Annotated in this window: 16 protein-coding genes; 11 read left to right on the top strand and 5 right to left on the bottom strand. The window is 65.5% G+C overall.

The window, feature by feature from the left end; all coding sequences use genetic code 11:
* Window positions 1-4 precede the first annotated feature (4 nt).
* Both LJ737_RS13605 and LJ737_RS13600 read left to right on the top strand, forming a co-directional pair.
* Window positions 5-898 (top strand): DUF4249 domain-containing protein, encoded by an 894-nt coding sequence (locus tag LJ737_RS13605; RefSeq protein ID WP_227766580.1) that lies wholly within the window; start codon window positions 5-7, stop codon window positions 896-898.
* A 307-nt stretch (window positions 899-1,205) separates the two neighbouring features.
* A complete protein-coding gene (locus tag LJ737_RS13600; RefSeq protein WP_227766577.1) occupies window positions 1,206-1,616 on the top strand; it encodes a hypothetical protein in 411 nt (136 codons plus the stop codon).
* 81 nt (window positions 1,617-1,697) lie between these two features.
* Here the strand turns inward: LJ737_RS13600 and LJ737_RS13595 are convergent, their stop codons facing one another.
* The 3 genes from LJ737_RS13595 to sppA all read right to left on the bottom strand — a co-directional run bounded on the left by LJ737_RS13595 (window position 1,698) and on the right by sppA (window position 4,882).
* Window positions 1,698-2,543 (bottom strand): purine-nucleoside phosphorylase, encoded by an 846-nt coding sequence (locus LJ737_RS13595; protein ID WP_227766575.1) that lies wholly within the window; start codon window positions 2,541-2,543, stop codon window positions 1,698-1,700.
* Between the two features lie 81 nt (window positions 2,544-2,624).
* On the bottom strand, window positions 2,625-3,026 hold the full coding sequence (locus LJ737_RS13590) for a hypothetical protein (RefSeq protein ID WP_227766573.1): 402 nt from the start codon (window positions 3,024-3,026) through the stop codon (window positions 2,625-2,627).
* A gap of 89 nt (window positions 3,027-3,115) precedes the next feature.
* Window positions 3,116-4,882: a signal peptide peptidase SppA gene (gene sppA, locus LJ737_RS13585; protein WP_227766570.1), complete on the bottom strand. Its 1,767-nt coding sequence runs from the start codon at window positions 4,880-4,882 to the stop codon at window positions 3,116-3,118.
* Between the two features lie 325 nt (window positions 4,883-5,207).
* Between sppA and LJ737_RS13580 the strand changes: the two genes are divergently transcribed.
* A complete protein-coding gene (locus LJ737_RS13580) occupies window positions 5,208-7,010 on the top strand; it encodes an RICIN domain-containing protein (RefSeq protein ID WP_227766568.1) in 1,803 nt (600 codons plus the stop codon).
* An 88-nt stretch (window positions 7,011-7,098) separates the two neighbouring features.
* Here LJ737_RS13580 and LJ737_RS13575 read toward each other — a convergent pair whose 3' ends face one another.
* Window positions 7,099-8,409 (bottom strand): replication-associated recombination protein A, encoded by a 1,311-nt coding sequence (locus tag LJ737_RS13575; protein WP_227766566.1) that lies wholly within the window; start codon window positions 8,407-8,409, stop codon window positions 7,099-7,101.
* Between the two features lie 138 nt (window positions 8,410-8,547).
* Here LJ737_RS13575 and LJ737_RS13570 point away from each other — a divergent pair, with 138 nt between their 5' ends.
* Entirely contained in the window at window positions 8,548-9,498 is a 951-nt protein-coding gene (locus LJ737_RS13570; protein ID WP_227766564.1) for a DMT family transporter, read from the top strand.
* A gap of 133 nt (window positions 9,499-9,631) precedes the next feature.
* Window positions 9,632-10,399 carry a type I methionyl aminopeptidase gene (gene map, locus LJ737_RS13565; RefSeq protein ID WP_227766562.1) on the top strand — a complete coding sequence of 256 codons (768 nt, stop codon included), beginning with the start codon at window positions 9,632-9,634 and terminating at the stop codon, window positions 10,397-10,399.
* Window positions 10,400-10,418: 19 nt separating this feature from the next.
* Here map and LJ737_RS13560 read toward each other — a convergent pair whose 3' ends face one another.
* Window positions 10,419-10,640 (bottom strand): hypothetical protein, encoded by a 222-nt coding sequence (locus tag LJ737_RS13560; protein WP_227766560.1) that lies wholly within the window; start codon window positions 10,638-10,640, stop codon window positions 10,419-10,421.
* A 183-nt stretch (window positions 10,641-10,823) separates the two neighbouring features.
* Here LJ737_RS13560 and LJ737_RS13555 point away from each other — a divergent pair, with 183 nt between their 5' ends.
* From LJ737_RS13555 to LJ737_RS13530, 6 genes are all read left to right on the top strand, one after another.
* The gene (locus LJ737_RS13555) at window positions 10,824-11,501 is read left to right on the top strand and encodes a response regulator transcription factor (protein ID WP_227766558.1); all 678 of its coding nucleotides are present in this window, start codon (window positions 10,824-10,826) and stop codon (window positions 11,499-11,501) included.
* A 231-nt stretch (window positions 11,502-11,732) separates the two neighbouring features.
* Window positions 11,733-13,112 (top strand): sensor histidine kinase, encoded by a 1,380-nt coding sequence (locus tag LJ737_RS13550; RefSeq protein WP_227766556.1) that lies wholly within the window; start codon window positions 11,733-11,735, stop codon window positions 13,110-13,112.
* Entirely contained in the window at window positions 13,109-13,546 is a 438-nt protein-coding gene (locus LJ737_RS13545; protein ID WP_227766554.1) for a hypothetical protein, read from the top strand. Before LJ737_RS13550 ends, LJ737_RS13545 begins: the two co-directional genes overlap by 4 nt.
* A 149-nt stretch (window positions 13,547-13,695) precedes the next feature.
* Entirely contained in the window at window positions 13,696-13,962 is a 267-nt protein-coding gene (locus LJ737_RS13540) for a hypothetical protein (protein ID WP_227766552.1), read from the top strand.
* Between the two features lie 104 nt (window positions 13,963-14,066).
* Window positions 14,067-15,284: an efflux RND transporter periplasmic adaptor subunit gene (locus LJ737_RS13535; protein WP_227766550.1), complete on the top strand. Its 1,218-nt coding sequence runs from the start codon at window positions 14,067-14,069 to the stop codon at window positions 15,282-15,284.
* A 332-nt stretch (window positions 15,285-15,616) separates the two neighbouring features.
* A complete protein-coding gene (locus LJ737_RS13530; RefSeq protein ID WP_227766548.1) occupies window positions 15,617-18,841 on the top strand; it encodes an efflux RND transporter permease subunit in 3,225 nt (1,074 codons plus the stop codon).
* Window positions 18,842-18,845 lie beyond the last annotated feature (4 nt).

Genomic DNA, 18,845 nt, shown 5'->3' with positions numbered 1-18,845 from the left:
AACGATGCAGATTCGACAACTGCCCTGGATTTGGCTGACGCTGACCCGCGGTGCGTGGCTGCGCGGCCGGGCCCCGCGGCGCCTGCTCGGCGGCGCGGGGCTGCTGGCGGCCCTGCTGCTCACGACCGGCTGCGGCCTGCAGAAAGACGTGGACGTGGACCTACCCGCCGAGCCGGCCCAGCTGGTGGTGGAGTGCTACCTCGAAGACGGCAAGGTGCCGGAGCTGACCGTGACGGAAACGGTGCCCTACCTGAGCGCGCCCACTGCCACCGTGCTCAACGACGTGACCGTGACGCTGACCAGCCCCACGGGCCGCGTCGAAACGCTGGTGTTCCGGCCGGGCCGCAACTTCACCACCCGCAAGTTCTACACCCACCGCGGCCTGCGCGTGCTGCGCATCCGGCCCGGCGACACCTGGCAGCTGTCGGTGAAGGACACCAAGGGCCGCGTGGTGACGGGCGCGGCCACCATGCCCGCCACCGTGCCCTTCGACACGGTGGAGTGGAAGTTCAACGACCGGCCCGCCGACGAGCGGCGGGCCCTGGTGACCGTCAAGTTTCAGGACCCGCCCGGCGTGGGCGACTATTACCGCTTTCAGATTCACCGGGACAGCATTTCCGGGGCGCGCGAGGTCGACTACAACCCCGAGGACCGGCTGCTCGACGGGCAGCTCATCACCCTGGGCACCAGCTACGAGTTCGAGCCCGACGACACGCTCTTCGTCACGCTCTACCACCTCGACCGGCCCTACTACCGCTTCCTGCAGTCCGTCGACGACGCGCAATCGGCCAACGGCAACCCCTTCGGCCAGCCCGCCGCGGTGCAGAGCACGGTGCAGGGCGGCATCGGCGTGTTTACCATCCTGAATTACCAGCGCCGCCAGATTATTGTCCGCTGACCGGACGTTGTGACTTTGCGGGGAATGTGCCCGGCCTACCGGCTCCGCACCCGCTCATTTTTATCTGCTTTGGTGGCTGCTCGCGGGGCCTACACGCTCACCACCATGCTGATGGAGGCCATGGCCCCGAAAAAAGGCCAGGACGCCAGCGACTTTTAGCGCAAGCCGGCCCAGCGGCGTGTGCGGCCCCTGAAGCCGCGAAATGATTGTGCTTGAGAATGAGTAGGTATGACTGGCCAGCGGCTGGGCTTGCAACCGCCGCGGCCCGGCCGGCATCATGCCCATACCACCGTTTATTTCTCTCGTAATGATTCGTTCCCGTTTTGTCCTCGGCGCCCTGGCGTCGGCAGCCGTATTTGGCGCCTGCAAAAAAGACAACCCCAGCCCCAAGAACGTCGACCAGCAACTGCTGCTGGCCCACGAGTGGCGCCTCAACGAAACCCGCCTCAACGGCGTGCTGACCGCCCGCGACACGGCCGTGAAGGACCGCTACGACTGGCACTTCGTGAGCGGCGGCAGCTACCACCTGACCTACCTCAAGGATGCCTCGGCCGAGCAAGGCCAGTGGCAGGTCAACAACCCCAACACCCTGCACATCGTCGACCACAAGGGCGACGCCCACGACTACGCCATCCAGCAGGTCGACAACGCCACGCTGCGCCTGAGCTGGGAAGAGCGCGCCGGCGAACTGCACGAGGACGTGTACACCGCCAAGTAGCAAACCGGTCTGAACAAAACGAACCGCCCCGGCGCTGCAGCCCGCAGCGCCGGGGCGGTTCGTTTGGGGCAGGGCCGCGGCCTACGCCTGCTGCTCCACCACGTGCCGGAGCAGGGCCGTCAGGCGGGGCTCGGCGTCGGCGGCGGCGGCCAGGATGTGCTGGATGTTGACTGGTTTCAGGTGCTGCGGGGCGGCCAGGTCGGTAATGACCGACACGGCCAGCACCGGCAGCTCCATGTGGCGGGCGGCAATGACCTCGGGCACCGTGCTCATGCCCACCGCGTCGGCCCCGATGCGGTGCAGGTAGCGGTACTCGGCCGGGGTTTCGAGCATGGGGCCGGGCAGGGAGGCGTACACCCCGCGGCGCACCCGCCCGCCGAAGCCCAGCTCGCGGGCGGCCGCTTCGGCCTGGGCCAGCAGCTGGTGGCTGTAAGGCTCGAACATATCGGGGAAGCGCGGGCCCAGCTCGTCCAGGTTCGGGCCCACCAGCGGGTTGGTTGGCTGCAGGTTGATGTGGTCCTCGATGAGCATCAGGTCGCTGATGGCAAAGTCGGGGTGCAGGCCGCCGGCGGCGTTGCTGACCAGCAGCTGCCGGATGCCGAGCAGCTTGAGTACCCGCACCGGAAATACCACCTCGGGCATGGAATAGCCCTCGTAGTAGTGAAAACGGCCCTGCAGCACGGCCACCCGACGTCCGCCCAGCGTGCCCAGCAGCAGCCGCCCGGCGTGGCTTTCCACCGTCGAAACGGGGAAGTGCGGAATGTCGGCGTAGCTGAGCGTGTGTTCGACCTGCACTTCGCGGGCCAGGGCGCCGAGGCCGGTGCCGAGGATGATGCCGAAGTCGGGCTGGTAATGGGCGGTTTGGGCTTGGATGTAGGCGGCGGCTTCGCGGAGCTGCGCCATTTGCTGGGCGGCGGAGAGGTGCATAAACAAACGCCGCCGACTGGTGTCGGCGGCGCGGTAAAAGTAGAACGAAACGGCGGACCACGGCTGCGGCTAGGCCGCCGGCTAGTCGGTCCGGCGGCCTAGCCGCTGGTCGAACACGGGTATCAGCAGGGCCTCTACCAGCGCGGCGGGCAGAAAAGGCGTGAATTCCCGCTTGAAATCGGCCCGGATGGCGGCCCAGCTGGGCGCCGACTCCGCGGCGGCCCAGGCCCACAACCCGAGCACAAACAAGCCCGCCAGCAGGCTGGCCCGGAGCAGAACCGTTTGCACCGGGCCGGGGCGGAGGGTAGCGGGGCGGATCAGCTCGTACAGGCCCACGCCCAGCAGCGTCGGGACCAGCAACAGACCCAGGCTCAGCAGGCCCGCCAGGCCCCAGCCGCCCACCAGGCCCAGCAGCTGGCAGATCTGCATGGTGAAGCTGCCGGCTAAGTCAGCCCACAACATCAGGCGGAGTACTCGGGGCATAAACGGCAGGGGCGTAGGTCCGCCTAAACATAGCGGCGCCACAACCCCCGGGTCGTGGCGCCGCTTCGTTCGGCCGGAAAACCGCGCGGTTACTGAATCGTCAGCTCGTAGGGCAGGCGGGCCTGCACGCCCTGCATCTGCGTAACGGTGCGGTACTGCTGGAACACCGGGTACAGGGGGCCGAGCTTGCTTTGCAGGGCCTTGGCCTCGGCTTCCTCGGAGTTGCCGCCCGTAATCATGTTCACGAAGCTCTCGATGGCCGATTTGCGGCGGGGCAGGGCCTGCAGGCGGTAGTCGTTCTTGTCGAGGCCGGCGCGGCGGGCGGCAATGGCCACCGCGTCGTCGAAGGAGCCGAGCACGTCCACGAGGCCGCGGTCCTTGGCTTCGGTGCCCGACCACACCCGGCCCGAGGCCAGGCGGCGCAGGCGCTCCACCGGCATGTGGCGGCCGATGGCGGCTTTGGAGGTGAAGTCGGCGTAGGTGCGCTCCACTTCGCGCTGCAGGCTTTGCTGCTCGAAGGGCGTGAGGCGGCGCGTTACGGTCGGAATGTCCGAGAACTTGCCGGTGGTCACGCGGTCGACGGTGATGCCGAGCTTATCGGAGAGCAGCGGGCCGAGGTTGGGCAGCACGCCGAACACGCCGATGGAGCCGGTAATCGTGTTGGGGTGCGCCACGATGGTGTCGCAGCCCATGGCAATGTAGTAGCCGCCGGAAGCCGCCACGTCCGACATCGAGGCAATGACCGGCTTTACCTTCTTGGCCAGCATTACCTCGCGGTAAATCACGTCAGAGGCCAGGGCCGAGCCGCCGGGCGAGTTGATGCGCAGCACGATGGCCTTCACGTTCTTGTCTTCGCGGGCCTTGCGGATGGTTTCGGCGAACTTGGTGCCGCCGATGCTTTCCTCGCCGCCCTTGCCGCCCACGATGTCGCCCTCGGCGTACACCACGGCAATCTTGTTGCCCGACACCTTGTCGTCGTCCTTGTCGGCCTTTTCGTAGGTCGAGAGGCTCACCAGGCTGGGCTTCTTGTCTTTGTCCAGCTTCAGCTTGCCGCGTAGGTAATCGAGCACCTCGTCGTAGTAGCCGAGCTTGGTGACGAGCCCGTAGCGCTTGGCATCCTGGGCGTTGTGCACCAGCATGGAATCCTGCACCGTCTTGAGGCGGGCCACCGGCAGCTTACGCGCGGCGGCAATCTGGGCCACCGAGTGGTTGTTGATGGAGTTCAGGAACGACACCGTCTGGTAGCGGGCCGAGTCGGAGAAATTTTCGCGGAAGTAGGGCTCCACGGCGCTTTTGAACGAGCCCACGCGGAAGATGAAGGGCTCCACGCCGAGCTTGTCGAACAGGCGCTTGTAGAAGAACGCCTCCGAGCTCAGGCCGTTGAACTCCAGCAGGCCCTGCGGGTGCAGGTACACTTCGTCGGCCACGGAGGAGAGGTAGTAGCCCTTTTCGGAGCCGGTTTCGTGGTAGGCCACGATGAACTTGCCCGACTTCTTGAAGTCCAGCAGCGCGTCGCGCACTTCTTCCAGCGAGGCCAGCCCGCCCGACACCACGTCCAGATCGAGCAGAATGCCCTTGATGTCGTCGTCGGTTTTGGCGCGCTTGATGGCTTCCTTGAGCGTGTTCAGGCCGATGGAGGAGTTGCCCATGCCGAAGGGCGTGAATTCGGCCTCCTGCTTGCGTTCGGTCAACGGCTTGTTGAGCTTAATCTCCAGCACCGAGTTGCTGGCCACCGTCACCTCGTCGGAGGAGGAGCCAATGGCCGCCACGATGCCGATGAAGAGCACAAAGCCGACCAGGGAAAACAGCACCAGCCCCACGATGGTGGCCAGCACGTACTTGAGGAATTGCAGCATTGTTGAGGGAAAAGAGAATCAGCGGTAGAGAAACAAAGGTAGGCGGGTTTGGCGGGGCACCTGGGTTTGGCGAACTGCGGTGGGGCTGGCTTCGGCCTCGCCGATGCTCAAAGTACGGGAGGCACGCAGCGGGTAGTCGGGCTTAATCGACAACCGGGCCATTCGGCGGCGTGAATGCCGTGCCGCCTGCCGGTACCGGCCGCCCACCCGGGGTTGGTACTGCGGAAGACGCCGAAGCGCCCGAATTACTTTATGGCATTTGCCAGATACGATTTGCTTTTGTTTAGCTTGCTGGGAACTTCTACGCTTCATTCCGCCCCAACGCATGGCTTTAATTGTCCCTGGTGACCGTTCCTTCGTCATTATTCCCAAGCACAGCAACCTGCCGCTGGCCCCTACCCACCACCAAAAGCATCCGGGCAACACCATTCAGCAGCAAGAACCCTACACGAACAACCCCGCCCAGCAGTTTCAGCTCAAAAAGAAGGGCACCGGCGAGTACCACGTGTACCTGCCCTACGACAACCTGTACTGGGCCATTGCGGGCGTCTCACCCGATACCGGGGCCAACCTGATTCAGTGGCACATGCAGGATAGCGGCGACCAGGTGTCGCCCAACCAGCGGTTTCGCTTCATGTACGCCGGCGACGGGTACTACTACCTGCGCCCGGTGCACGCCCGCGGCCGCGTGCTGGAAGTGACCGGCGCCACCCACGGCCAGGACACTATCAGGCAGGGCGACCTGGCCCCGGTTTCGGCCCGCGACCATCAACTGTTTCGCGTGGTGCCGGTTTCGGCCGACTACCTCTCCAACGAGGTGCGCACCTTCCACAAGCACAGCGACCAGCTCCGCGACCTGGTGCTGGGCGTCACCGGCCTGATTCCCACCATCGGGGGCGGGGCCAAGGCGGCCCTGGGCGTGTTCTGGCCCGATGGGCACGACCAGGACTTCTGGAACCAGATGACCCAGTACGTGGAGCAGCGCATGAAGCAGCTGCTGCTGCAGGAAAACATGCTCAAGCTGCACGGGCACTTGGCCGGCATCCGCAAAAAAACCAAGCAGTTCCTGAATACCACCGAGGTCGACGTGAAGGGCACACGCCTCATTGCCGCCATTTCGGAGGCCACGGGCGACGAGTACGACTTCCTGCGCGACCGGGAAGGCGTGACCGTGTTGCCGCTGCTGGCCGCCTGGGGCACGCTGGTGCTGACGCTGCGCGCCGAACTGGTGCAGGGCTACGAGACGCTGTTTCCGGACAAGACCGCGGAGCACAAGGCCGCCGGCAAAGCCGAGGAATTGGGCTTTCTGCGGGAGGAAATCGAGGAGTACGTGGCCGGGGTAGCGCACAGTCGCCAGCGGGCCCTGGAGTGGCGCCTGAGCCACATCAAGCAGGGCAGCAGTGAGTCTTCGCGCGACTTCGACTCGGGCAACATTACCGTCACCGAGTTTTACCGCAAAGACTGGGTGGTGGACGAGTACGACGGCTGGCGCATGGACCGCGGCAATACCACCTACAGCTACAGACCCGACGTAGCCGGCGACCCGAACAGCCAGGCTAACATCACCGCCGCCCGGCTGGCTCGTCAGGCGCAGGTGCGGGCCCAGTTCAATGCCGAGCTGGATGCGCTGCTGGCCCCGGCCTACCTCTGGCCCTACATGGACCCCTCCAAGCCGACCAAGCCAGCGGCCCTGCCGGTGAACGTGGCCGTGGGCCCCTTCGGCGTCCGCCCGGGCGGCACCGCCTTCGACATACAACCCGGCGGCCTGCGCAAAGTGGTTATCTGCTGGGGCGACGGGCACTCGTTCATCTGTGGCCTGAAGCTGACGTACGCCGACAACGTGGAGCGCACCTACGGCGTGGCGGGCAGCCAGCAGGCGAAGCTGGATCTGGCCATGGGCGAGTACATCGTCAATGCCCGCGGCTACGAGTGGGACCAAGTGGAAGGCCTGCTGCTGGAAACCAACCACGGCAGGCTGTGCGAGGGCGGCCGCATGGGGGGTGGGACCTTTTTCGAGGCCGGCCTCGACGACGCGGTGAATGCCCGGCTGGTGGGCATCTCGGGTACTTACCAGGGCAACCTCCTCAACACGCTGACCTTTCACTGGAAGTACACGCTGCAGAAGTAAGCGCGACTTGCTGGCAGAAGCACGCGGCCCCGCCCGGTTATCAGGGCGGGGCCGCGTTGTTTGGGGCTGTGCAATGGCTACAGCCCTATCAATACCCGTACTTGTCGCCCCACCAGTAGCGCAGCCGCTCCTGAATCTTCTGCTCGGCCGCGTTGTCGCCGGGGGTGTAGAAGCGCAGCTGGCCCAGGCCCTCGGGCATGAATTCCTGGTAAATGAAGCCGCCTGCCCCGTCGTGGGAGTACTGGTAGGTGTCGCCGTAGTTGAGCTGCTTCATGAGCTTGGTGGGCGCGTTGCGCAGGCCCAATGGCACCGCGGCCACGCCGTGCTGGCGCACGTAGGCCCGGGCTTCGCGGATGGCCTTGTACGAGGCGTTGCTCTTGGGCGAAGTGGCCAGATACACCACGGCCTGGCCCAGAATGATGTCCGATTCGGGCATGCCGATGACGCTGACGGCCTGAAACGTGCTCTGAGCCAGCAGCAGGGCGTTGGGGTTGGCGTTGCCCACGTCCTCGGAGGCCAGAATGAGCAGGCGGCGGGCAATGAACTTGGGGTCTTCGCCGCCTTCCAGCATCACGGCCAGGTAGTAGAGCGCCGCGTTCGGGTCGGAGCCGCGGATGCTCTTGATAAAGGCCGAAATGACATCGTAGTGCATTTCGCCGCCCTTGTCGTAGCGCGAGAGGTTTTGCTGGGCTAGCTGCTGCACCACCTCGTCGGTGATGACCACCTCGCCGGTTTCGGGGTTGGCCGTGGCCGATTGCACCACGATTTCCAGCAGGTTGAGCAGCTTGCGGGCGTCGCCCCCCGAAATGCGCAGCAGCGCGTCGTACTGCTCCACGCGCACCGGGCGCCGGCGCAGGGCTTCGTCCTCGCGCAGGGCCCGGTCGACGAGGCCGGTGAGGTCTTCCTTGCTCAAGGGCTCGAGCACGTACACCTGCGCCCGGCTCAGAATGGCCGGAATCACCTCGAAGGAGGGGTTTTCGGTGGTGGCCCCGATGAGCGTGACGATGCCCTGCTCCACCGCCCCGAGCAGCGCGTCCTGCTGTGATTTGCTGAAGCGGTGAATTTCGTCGATGAAGAGCAGGGTACCGCGGCGCGACTTGGCCTGCTGAATCACGTCGCGCACGTCCTTCACGCCCGCGTTGATGGCCGACAGCGCCACGAAGGGCAGCTTCAATTGGGAAGCAAGCAGGTGGGCCAGGGTAGTTTTGCCCACCCCGGGCGGGCCCCAGAGGATAAGGGAAGGCAGGCGGCCGGCGTCGAGGTAGCGGCGCAGCACGCCGCCCTCGCCCACGAGGTGCTGCTGGCCCACGTACTCCGCGAGGGTGCGGGGGCGCAGGCGCTCGGCCAGCGGGGCGCCGGGCCGGGGCTGATCGGCGGGTGGATCGAAAAGGGAAGCCATGAACAGAAGTAGCGCGAACTTTGTAGTTCGCGCATTCAAGTACGATTAGTGGGAGCACGAAGTCGACCTGAATACGCGAACTACAAAGGTAGAGCCGCCGGCCGGCGGTTCTGCGCGACGCACGCTTCCCCTTACGGCTTGACACCTTCTCCCTCGACTTCTGCCCTGCGCGTGCACGCCGCCCTGTTTGTGGTGGCCGCCATCTACGCCGCCAATTATTCCCTGGCCAAGGAAGTGATGCCCCGCTTCGCCCACCCCAACGGCATCGTGGTGCTGCGCGTGGTGACGGCCGCGCTGGTGTTTGGACTGCTCGACAAGCTGCTGACCAAGACGCCTATCACTGGCCGCGCCGACACCATCCGCTCCATTCTCTGCGGCATCTCGGGCATCGGCCTGAACCAGCTGCTGTTTTTCGGCGGCCTGAACCTGACCACGCCCATCAGCGCCTCGCTGATTCAAACGGTGTCGCCCATCGTGGTGGTGCTGGCCTCGGTGGTGCTGCTGGGCGAGCGGGTGACGCTGCTGCGCGCCGTAGGCATTCTGGTGGCCGGGGTGGGGGCGGCGCTGGTCATTCTCAGTCGCGGGCCGGCCGGGGCGGCCGGCGAGCAGGTGGCGCTGGGCAACCTGCTTATCTTGCTCAACGCCACGTTCTTTGGCCTGTACCTGGTGCTGGCCGCCCCGCTGATGAAGAAGTACCACGCCTTCACGGTGCTGGCCCGCAGCTTTTTGGTGGGCGCCTGCATCGTGGTGCCCTTCGGCTGGCACGAGGCCCTGGCCATCGACTACGGCCACCTGCCTGGCCGCATCTGGGCCGACATTGTCTACATGGTGTTCATGCTCACCATCGTGGCCTATCTGCTCAACAACTGGGCCCTGAAGTACGCCTCGCCGGCGCTGCTGGGCGTGTACATCTACCTGCAGCCCATCCTGGCCGTGCTCATCGCCGTGAGCCTGGGCCGCGACCATCTGACCTGGGCCCGGGTGCTGCAGGGCGGGCTGATTTTCCTGGGCGTGTGGCTGGTGAGCCAGAAGCCGAAGACACCCACGGTAATCGGCACGGAAGTGCCGCTGGAACCGGTGCAGGACTAAGCGCCGCCCGCCGATACAGCTGGCCCCGCCCGTGCGCTGGCTGGAGCAAGCGGGCGGTCCTGATTCCCCCGTTGGCTACCTTTACCCCAAACCGTTCGGTGCTCGAAATAGCCCGGCAGAACCCCGTTGCCTTATGTCCATTACCTCCGAAGCCGACCTGACCGGCCTGCAGTTGATCAGCACCGCCGTGGCGTCCACGCTGCGGCAGATGCGCGAGTACGCCCAGCCGGGCATGAGCACCCTGGAGCTGGATGAGTACGGCGGCCGGCTGCTGACGGCGTTGGGCGCCCGCTCGGCCCCGCGGCTGACCTACGGCTTCCCGGGCTGGACGTGCATCAGCGTCAACCAGGAAGTGGCCCACGGCATTCCCTCGGCCCGCAAGGTGCTGCAGGAGGGCGACCTGATCAACATCGACGTGTCGGCCGAAATGGGCGGCTACTGGGCCGACAACGGCGGCTCCTTCGTGCTCGGCGCCGACCTGCACAACCACCGCCCGCTGGTCGAGGCTTCGCGGCAGATTCTGCGCACGGCCCTCAGCCGCATCCGCGGCGGCGTGCGCATCGCCGATATCGGCGGCCTAATCGACGCGGAGGCGCGCAAGGCGGGGTTTCGGGTTATCAAAAACCTGGTCGGCCACGGCGTGGGTCGCAGCCTGCACGAGGAACCCTCGGAAATTCCCTGCTACTACGACCGGCACAACCTGAAGCGCTTCAAGAAAAACTCGGTGGTGGCCGTGGAAACGTTTATTTCCACCCGTGCCAGCCTGGCCCATCAGCTCAACAACGACGGGTGGACCCTGGCCACCAAGGATGGCTCCTTCGTGGCCCAGCACGAGCACACGGTCGTCGTCACCGACGGGCAACCCCTCATCCTCACGGCCGACAACCGCATCTGGGACTAGCAGCCCGACGCGGCGCGGCCTAGGCCTCCACCACGCGGCGGCGTACCTGCACGGCCCAGCGCACGGCCTGCATCAGCAGCAGCACCTGCGCCAGCAGCACGCCCACCATGCCCACCAGCAGGCCGCCATCGGCCCAGAGCGGGTGCAGGTGCGCGACCTTGAAAAAGCCGCCCAGCCCGACGAGCACGAGGCCGCTGAGCAGCAGAAACAGCAGGTGGCGGAAGCGGGGAAGCAGGTGCATCGGCGGGCGTTTTGGACGTGGATGACGGGAGCGGGACCTTGCAGGAAGCGTGCCAGCCGGCGGCCGGCGGCGTAGCGTTAACGTCCGCGGTGGGGCGGCTTATTGTGCCGGGCTGCGTATGCAAGCCTAACGCGCCGTTACTTTGGGCCACGGCGGCCCCGTAGCGGCGCGTCCGATGCGCGTATGAAACTACTGCTGGTGGAAGACGAGCCCAAGCTGGCCTCGTTTATCAAGAAAGGCTTCGAAAACGAGGCGTACGAGTTGGAAGTGGCCTACGACGGCCGCGTGGGCCAGTCTTTGCTGGAGCAGAACCGCTACGACGTGGTCATTCTGGACGTGAACCTGCCCTACGTCAACGGCTTCGAGCTGTGCCGCCGCCTGCGCCAGCACGACCGGCAGGTGCCCGTGCTCCTGCTCACCGCTCTCGACAGCATCGATGACAAAGTGACGGGCTTCGAGGCCGGCGCCGACGATTACCTCGTGAAGCCCTTCGAGTTCCGGGAGTTGCTGCTGCGCACCCGGGCCCTGGCCAAGCGCGGCACCGACGCGCCCACCGTCAAGCACCTGCTGCGCATGGCCGATTTGGAGCTCAACCTCGACGCCAAAACCGTGACCCGCGCCGGGCAGCGCATCGAGCTGACCACCCGCGAGTACTCCTTGCTCGAGTACCTGCTGCTGAACCGCGGAAAGACCGTCACCCGCGTCGACATTGCCGAGCGCGTCTGGGAGTTGAATTTCGACACTAATACCAACGTCATCGACGTGTACGTGAGCTATTTGCGTAAGAAAATCGACAAAGGCTTCGAGCCCAAGCTGATTCACACCGTGGTGGGCATGGGCTACGTGATGCGTGAGGGGTAGGAGGGAATAACGACGGATTGCCAATGAAAAAGAACGTCACCCTGAGCCCAAGCGAAGAACCTTTCTCGCGCCCGGCACCGCCGGCGCCGGTAGCAACAAGGACCGGACCCTAAACAAGTTGAAGAAAGAAGCGTAGCTGCCCAAGGCCTTTAAGGCGTGTGCGCTTATACTTACCCGTTGGTGCAAAGTCTGAGGAAGGTCCTTCGCTTTGCTTAGGATGACAGACCAAGCATGCTGATTCGCAACAAGCTCATCTTGCGCTTTACCCTGCTGGTGCTGGCCATTCAGCTGAGCTTGTCGCTGTTTGTGTACTACTTCCACGCGGCCACCCGGGAGCAGAAGTTCGTCAACCGCCTGCGCGGCAAGGCCGAACTGACCGGGCGCATCCTGCTGCAGCGCGGCAACCTGCGCAGCGGCATTCTGCGCACTTTCCGCCGCCGCGACCTGCTCACCATGCCCCGGGAGCAGATCAGCGTGTACTCCCCGCACGGGCGGCTCATCTACGAAAGCGACGACCGAATTGACCAGCGCGGCAACGAGGCGCACTTGTCCGAAATCAACCCCGAACGGCCGGTGAGCTTCCGCTTCGCCGGACGCGAGGCGCTGGGCGTGGCGTACCCGTTTGAGGGCGAGAATTACCGCATTTTCGCCGCCGGCTACGACGACGTGGGCTTTCAGCAGCTCGACAAGCTGCGGCTCATCCTGCTGGTGGGCAACCTCGGGGCCCTGGCGCTCATCGTGGTGGCGGGCTGGTACTTCGCCAACGAGTCCTTGAAGCCCATGGCGCGCGTCGTGCGCGAGGTGCGGCGCATCACGGCCTCGAACCTGAGCCGGCGCGTGAACGAGGGCAACCAGAAAGACGAAGTGGCCCAGCTGGCCATGACCTTCAACCGCATGCTCACCGGCCTGGAGCAAGCCTTCGAGGCGCAGAAAAGCTTCGTGGCCCACGCCTCGCACGAGCTGCGCACCCCGCTGGCCAACGCCCTGGGCACGCTGGAAACCTCCGTGCTCTACGACCAGGATCTGGCCGAGGCCAAGCGCAGCATGCAGTCGGCGCAGCAGGAAATCCGCCGTCTCATCGGCCTCACCAACGGCCTGCTGGCCCTGGCCCGCGCCGACGAAGCGACCATGCACCGCCAACGGGTGCGCCTGGATGAATGCCTGACCCAAGCCCTGGCCCACGCGGCGGGCAAGTACCCCGGCCGGCAGGTGCGCCTGAGCTTCGGCGAAGTGCCCGAGGAACTGGACGAGCCATTTGTAGTCGAGGGCAACGCCCCGCTGCTAACCACGGCCCTGCTGAACCTGCTCGACAACGCCTGCAAGTACTCCGACGGCCCGGTGCAGGTGGAGCTGGGCTACCGCGCCGGCCGCCTGCAGGTGGTGGTGCAGGATGCGGGCATCGGCATCGAGCCGGCGGCGCTGGAACGCATTTACGAGCCGCTGTTTCGGGCCGAAACCGGCCGGCAAACGGCCGTCGGCTATGGGTTGGGCCTACCCATTACCCAAAAAATCGTGCGGCTGCACGGCGGCGAGTTGCGGGTCGAATCCGCGGTAGGGCAGGGGACCACCGCCACGGTGGGCCTGCCCGCCGCCATCAGCGCGGCGTTATGAACAAGGGAATTTGGCCGTACGTGGTGGTCAAGGATCTGAGCATTGCGGTTCTGTATTTCGTGATGATGAAGTACAACTTGACCAACGAGACCTACAGCGAAACCACCCGGAGCAACTTTCCCGGGGCCCCCGAAATGGATCCGGTAGCTATGGTGGTGGCCGCGCTTTATATCACGTGGCTGCCCATGCTCGCGGATGCGCTATTGTTGATGGGGCTGCGCCGGGTGCGGGCGCTCAACCCTGCGACCATAGCGGCGCGCTTCGGGCTGGGCATGGCCCTGCACGTGCCCATGGCGGCGCTGGTACTGGTGGCGGTAGCCGCGCACTGGGTAACGCCCAACGCTGCCGCCCGAATAAGCTTGGCGCTGAGCTTTTTGGTGGCCGGGCTGGCCTGGGTAGTAGTTAGCGCGGGACGGCGCGGGGCGGCCGAGTAAGGGTTCGTATGGCCCGGTTGCGAGTACTCCGGCCGGCGGAAGCCTGCCGCGGCGAAGCCCGGCGCCGGGCTTCTAATCTTTTCTAATCCGGTTCTCACTTGGCTCTAATGCCCGGCGGCCTCCTTTGTGGCCGACCCACGCATTGTGCCATGAAGAAAAAAGACCGTCTGCAGCTGCCCGCGTTTCTGCTGCTGCTGGCCCTGATCCTTTCGGCTGGCCTGAACTGCTATTTGCTCATGGCCGAGCATTCCCCGCTCGAACAAGCCTTCGAGGCCGACGCCCGCGCGGCCGAATCGGAGGTGGAGCTGCGGCTGGCCCAGACGCAGCTGGCCCAGTGCCAGGCCGAGCAGCTGCGCAAGGACAGCGTGCTGGTGAGCCTGCTCGGCCAGCCCCACGCCAACGCGGTGAAGCTTTAACCGGCTTTTAATGTTTTCTAATGCCGTTCTCACACGGCTCTAATGCCCCGGCGCCTCCTTTGCAGCAGAACCTCGCTACAACTGCCCGTTTCGGCGCCTCCGCCATGACCATACCCTTAATCCGAACCCTGACCCTGCCGCTGGCCGCGGCGGCCCTGAGCGCCCTGCTCGCCGGCTGCTCGGCCAAGGGCGAAACCGAAGCATCGGCCGCCGCCGCGGCGGCCGACGAACAGCCCACCCTGCCCGTCACCCAGTTGGTGGCCAAGGACACGGTGCTCTTCCGCAAGTACGTAGCCGACATTCAGGCCCTGCGCAACGTGGAGCTGCGCGGCCGCGTGCCTGGCTTCCTCGAAAAGATTCACGTTGACGAAGGCCAGCCCGTGAAAGCCGGCCAGCTGCTGTTCAGCATCAACGACGCGCCCTTTCGCACCCAGATCAGCAAGGCCCAGGCGGCCCTCTCCAGCGCCCAGGCCGACACCCGCGTGGCCGAGCTGGAGGTGAAGCAGGTGACCATGCTGGTGCAGAAAAGCATCGTGTCGGACACCGAGCTGGAAGTGGCCAAGGCCAAGCTCAAGGCGGCCCAGTCGCACGTGGCGCAGGCCCAGTCGGCGCTGGCCTCGGCCCGGCTGAACCTGAGCTACACCCAGGTGCGCGCCCCCTTCGACGGCATCATCGACCGCATTCCGCTCAAAGTCGGCAGCCTCGTCGACGACGGCACCTTGCTCACCACCGTGTCGGACATCCGCTCGGTGTACGCCTACTTCACCGTGTCGGAGGGCGAGTACCTCGACTACGTGAAGCGCCACCCCAAGGGCGTGAGCAGCGCCGAAAGCTCTGACGACGTGCGCCTGATCCTGGCCGACGGCTCGACCTACCCGCAGGCCGGCCGCATCGAGACGGTGGAAAGCGAGTTTGACGCCAACACCGGCTCCATTGCCTTTCGGGCGCGCTTCCAAAACCCCAACGGCCTGCTCAAGCACGGGGCCACCGGCCGCGTGCAGCTCACCAGCGAAGTCGACGACGCGCTGCTGCTGCCGCAGAAAGCCGTGTTCGAGCTGCAGGACAAAAACTACGTGTTCGTGGTGGACAAGCAGAACCGCTTGCACCAGACGCACTTCGTGCCCAAAACCCGCCTTTCGCACTTCTACCTCGTCGAATCGGGCCTGAAGGCCGGCGACCGGGTGGTGTACGAAGGCGTGCAGGACGCCCGCGACGGGATGCGCATTCACCCGCAGGCCATCGGCATGGACAGCCTGCTGGCCCCCGCGCCGCAGCCCCGTACCGGCGGGGGCGGCGCCGTAGCCGTCGTGCACGCCCGCTGACGGCTTTTCCCCGACGCGCCCGTCTTACTCTCAACGGGCGGCGCGTCCGTCTGCCGCGCGGCGCCGGATGCTTCTGAGCCGAACTTCTCTTTTGGGAGAAAGGACGGAAATCGGCTCAGGGCCCGCATCCGCCGCGCCGCCGGCAGGCGCAGGACCTCACCCCCGGCCCCTCTCCTTCGGGAGCGGGGTGCGGCCTGACCACCTCGTTCCACCTTCAGAGTAGTCAGGCTCCCCCTCTCCCCCAGGAGAGGGGGCCGGGGGGTGGGGTTTAGCGGGGCTACTTCTTTCACGTCGCCGACAACGCACCGCTGCCGGCCGACAACCAAACCCGTATGCTCGCACTGTTCATAAAACGGCCCGTCTTGTCGCTGGTGATTTCGCTGATCATCGTGCTGCTGGGCGGGCTGGCGTTTTTCTCGCTGCCCATTACGCAGTTTCCCGAAATTGTGCCGCCCTCGGTGACGGTAACGGCCAAGTACACCGGCGCCAACGCCGAGGTGTGCGCCAAGGCCGTGGCCACCCCGCTGGAGCGCGCCATCAACGGCGTGCCGGGCATGACCTACATGTCGACGGTAACCTCGAACAACGGCATCACGGCCATCCAGGTGTTCTTCGAAGTGGGCACCGACCCCGATCTGGCGGCCGTGAACGTGCAGAACCGCGTCACCACCATCATCGACGAAATGCCGGAGGAGGTCATCAAGGCCGGTGTGACCACGGAGAAGGAAGTGAACAGCATGCTGCTGTACCTGAACGTGATGAGCACCGACCCCTCGGCCGACGAGGAGTTCATCTACAACTTCGCCGACATCAACATCCTGCAGGAACTCAAGCGCATCGAGGGCGTGGGCCGGGCCGAAATCATGGGCTCCCGCGAGTACTCCATGCGCGTGTGGCTCAAGCCCGACCGCCTGCTGGCCTATGATGTATCGGCCGACGAAGTGGTGGACGCCATCCGGGCGCAGAACGTGGAAGCCGCGCCGGGGCAGACCGGGGAAAGCTCCGGCCGCACCGCCCAGATGCTGCAGTACGTGCTGCGCTACACCGGCAAGCTCTTCGAGCCCGAGCAGTACAAGAACATCGTGGTGCGGGCAAATTCGGACGGCTCGGTGCTGCGCCTCAAGGACGTGGCGGAGGTCGAATTCGGCACCCTGAGCTACGGCATGGCCTCCAAAACCGACGGCCGCGCCTCGGCCGCCATCATGCTCAAGCAGCGCCCCGGCTCCAACGCCCGCGAGGTGATTGAGAACGTGAAAACCCGCATGGCCGAGCTGCAGAAAAGCTCCTTCCCGCCGGGCATGACTTACAACATCAGCTACGACGTGTCGCGCTTCCTCGACGCCTCCATTCACGAGGTGCTGCGGACCTTGTTTGAGGCCTTTGTGCTGGTGTTTATCGTGGTGTACCTGTTCCTGCAGGACTGGCGCAGCACGCTGATTCCGGCCCTGGCCGTGCCCGTGGCGCTCATCGGCACGCTGGCCTTTATGCAGATGTTTGGCTTCTCGATCAACCTGCTCACGCTTTTCGCGCTGGTGCTGGCCATCGGCATCGTGGTCGACAACGCCATCGTGGTGGTGGAGGCCGTGCACGTGAAGATGCACGAGGAGCACTTGTCGGCGCGCAAGGCCACGCTGGCCGCCATGCAGGAAATCGGCGGCGCCATCGTGGCCATTACCCTCGTGATGACGGCCGTGTTCGTGCCGGTGGCCTTTATGAGCGGCCCGGTGGGCGTGTTCTACCGCCAATTCTCGCTCACGCTGGCCATTTCCATCGTCATTTCGGGCATCAACGCCCTCACGCTGACGCCGGCCCTGTGCGCCCTGATGCTCAAGCCAGTACACGCCATCGAAGGCGACTCGGCCGACGCGCCCGGTGAAGCCGATGCCGCGCTGGCGAAAAAGCCCGGTTTGCTGGCCCGTTTCTTCGGCGGCTTCAACCACTTCTACGACCGGCTGGCCCGCGGCTACGAGCGGCTGCTCTACCGCCTCGCGCCGCGCCGCTGGCTGACCATCGGGCTGTTCGTGGTGTTCAGCCTCGCCACCTGGGGCATCAGCCTGATTCTGCCCTCGGGCTTTATTCCGAACGAGGACCAGGGCATGATTTACGTGAACGTGACGGCCCCGGCCGGCGCTACCGTGGAGCGGACCGAGCGGGTGCTCGACCAGATTCAGCGGCAGGCGGCCAAGCTGGAGCCGGTGGAATCGGTGACCACGCTGGCGGGCTACAGCCTGCTCAACGAAGTGGCCGGCGCCTCCTACGGCATGGGCATGATCAACCTGAAAGGCTGGGATGAGCGCGAGGAATCGGTGGACGACCTCATTGCCGAGCTGCGCAAGCGCACGGCCGGCATCCGCGACGCCCGCATCGAGTTCTTCTCGCCGCCCACCGTGCCGGGCTTCGGCAACAGCAGCGGCTTCGAGCTGCGCATTCTCGACAAAACCGGCCGCGGCGACCTGCAGCAGACCGCCAACGCCACCAACAAGTTCATCACCGCCCTGGCCAAGACGCCCGAAATCGGGGCTGCCTTCACCACCTTCGACCCGAACTTCCCGCAGTACTTGATCCACGTCGACCAGGAAATGGCGGCCAAGCGCGGCGTGACCGTGGACCGCGCCATGAGCACCCTGCAGACCCTGTTGGGCTCGTACTACGCCTCCAACTTCATCCGCTTCGGGCAGATGTACAAGGTGATGGTGCAGGCCGCCCCGAACTACCGCGCCGCCCCCGAGGACGTGCTCAAGCTCTACGTCAAGAACGACCGGGGCGAAATGGTGCCGTACTCGACTTTCCTCACCATGGAGCGCGTGTACGGCCCCGAGCAGCTCACGCGCTACAACATGTACACCTCGGCCATGCTCAACGGCGACGCGGCCCCCGGCTTTAGCTCCGGCGAAGCCATTGCCGCCGCCGAGCGGGTGGCCAAGCAGGAGCTGCCGCGCGGCTTTAGCTACGAGTGGTCGGGCATGACGCGGGAGCAGATTCTGTCGGGCAACCAGGCGGTGTACGTGTTCCTGATGGTCATCGTGTTCGTGTACCTGCTGCTGGCCGCCCAGTACGAAAGCTTCCTGCTGCCGCTGCCGGTGCTGCTGAGCCTGCCGGTGGGCGTGTTCGGGGCCTTTTTCTCGCTGAAGCTGCTGGGACTGGAAAACAACATCTACGCCCAGGTGGCGCTGGTCATGCTCATCGGCCTCTTGGGTAAAAACGCCATCCTCATCATCGAAGTGGCCAACCAGCGCCGGCAGCAGGGCGCCTCGGTGCTCGACGCGGCCGTGGAAGGGGCGGTGTCGCGCCTGCGGCCCATCCTGATGACGTCCTTCGCCTTCATTGCCGGCCTGATTCCGCTCTGCATTGCCTCCGGCGCCGGCGCGCTGGGCAACCGCAGCATCGGCACGGCGGCGGCGGGCGGCATGCTCATCGGCACGCTGTTCGGGGTAGTCATCATCCCCGGGCTGTACGTGCTTTTCGCCTCGCTGAGCAAGCCCGCCACCGAGGACGACGAAGCGGACGAAATGGAAACGGCCGCCGTGGTGCGCCGCCTCGAACCCAAACATGCTTAAACCG

It is taken from the genome of Hymenobacter sp. 15J16-1T3B, from assembly GCF_020711235.1.
Taxonomy (GTDB): Bacteria; Bacteroidota; Bacteroidia; order Cytophagales; family Hymenobacteraceae; genus Solirubrum.
Note: the sequence above shows the minus strand (reverse complement) of the source record. Positions and strands in the feature narration are given on the sequence as shown.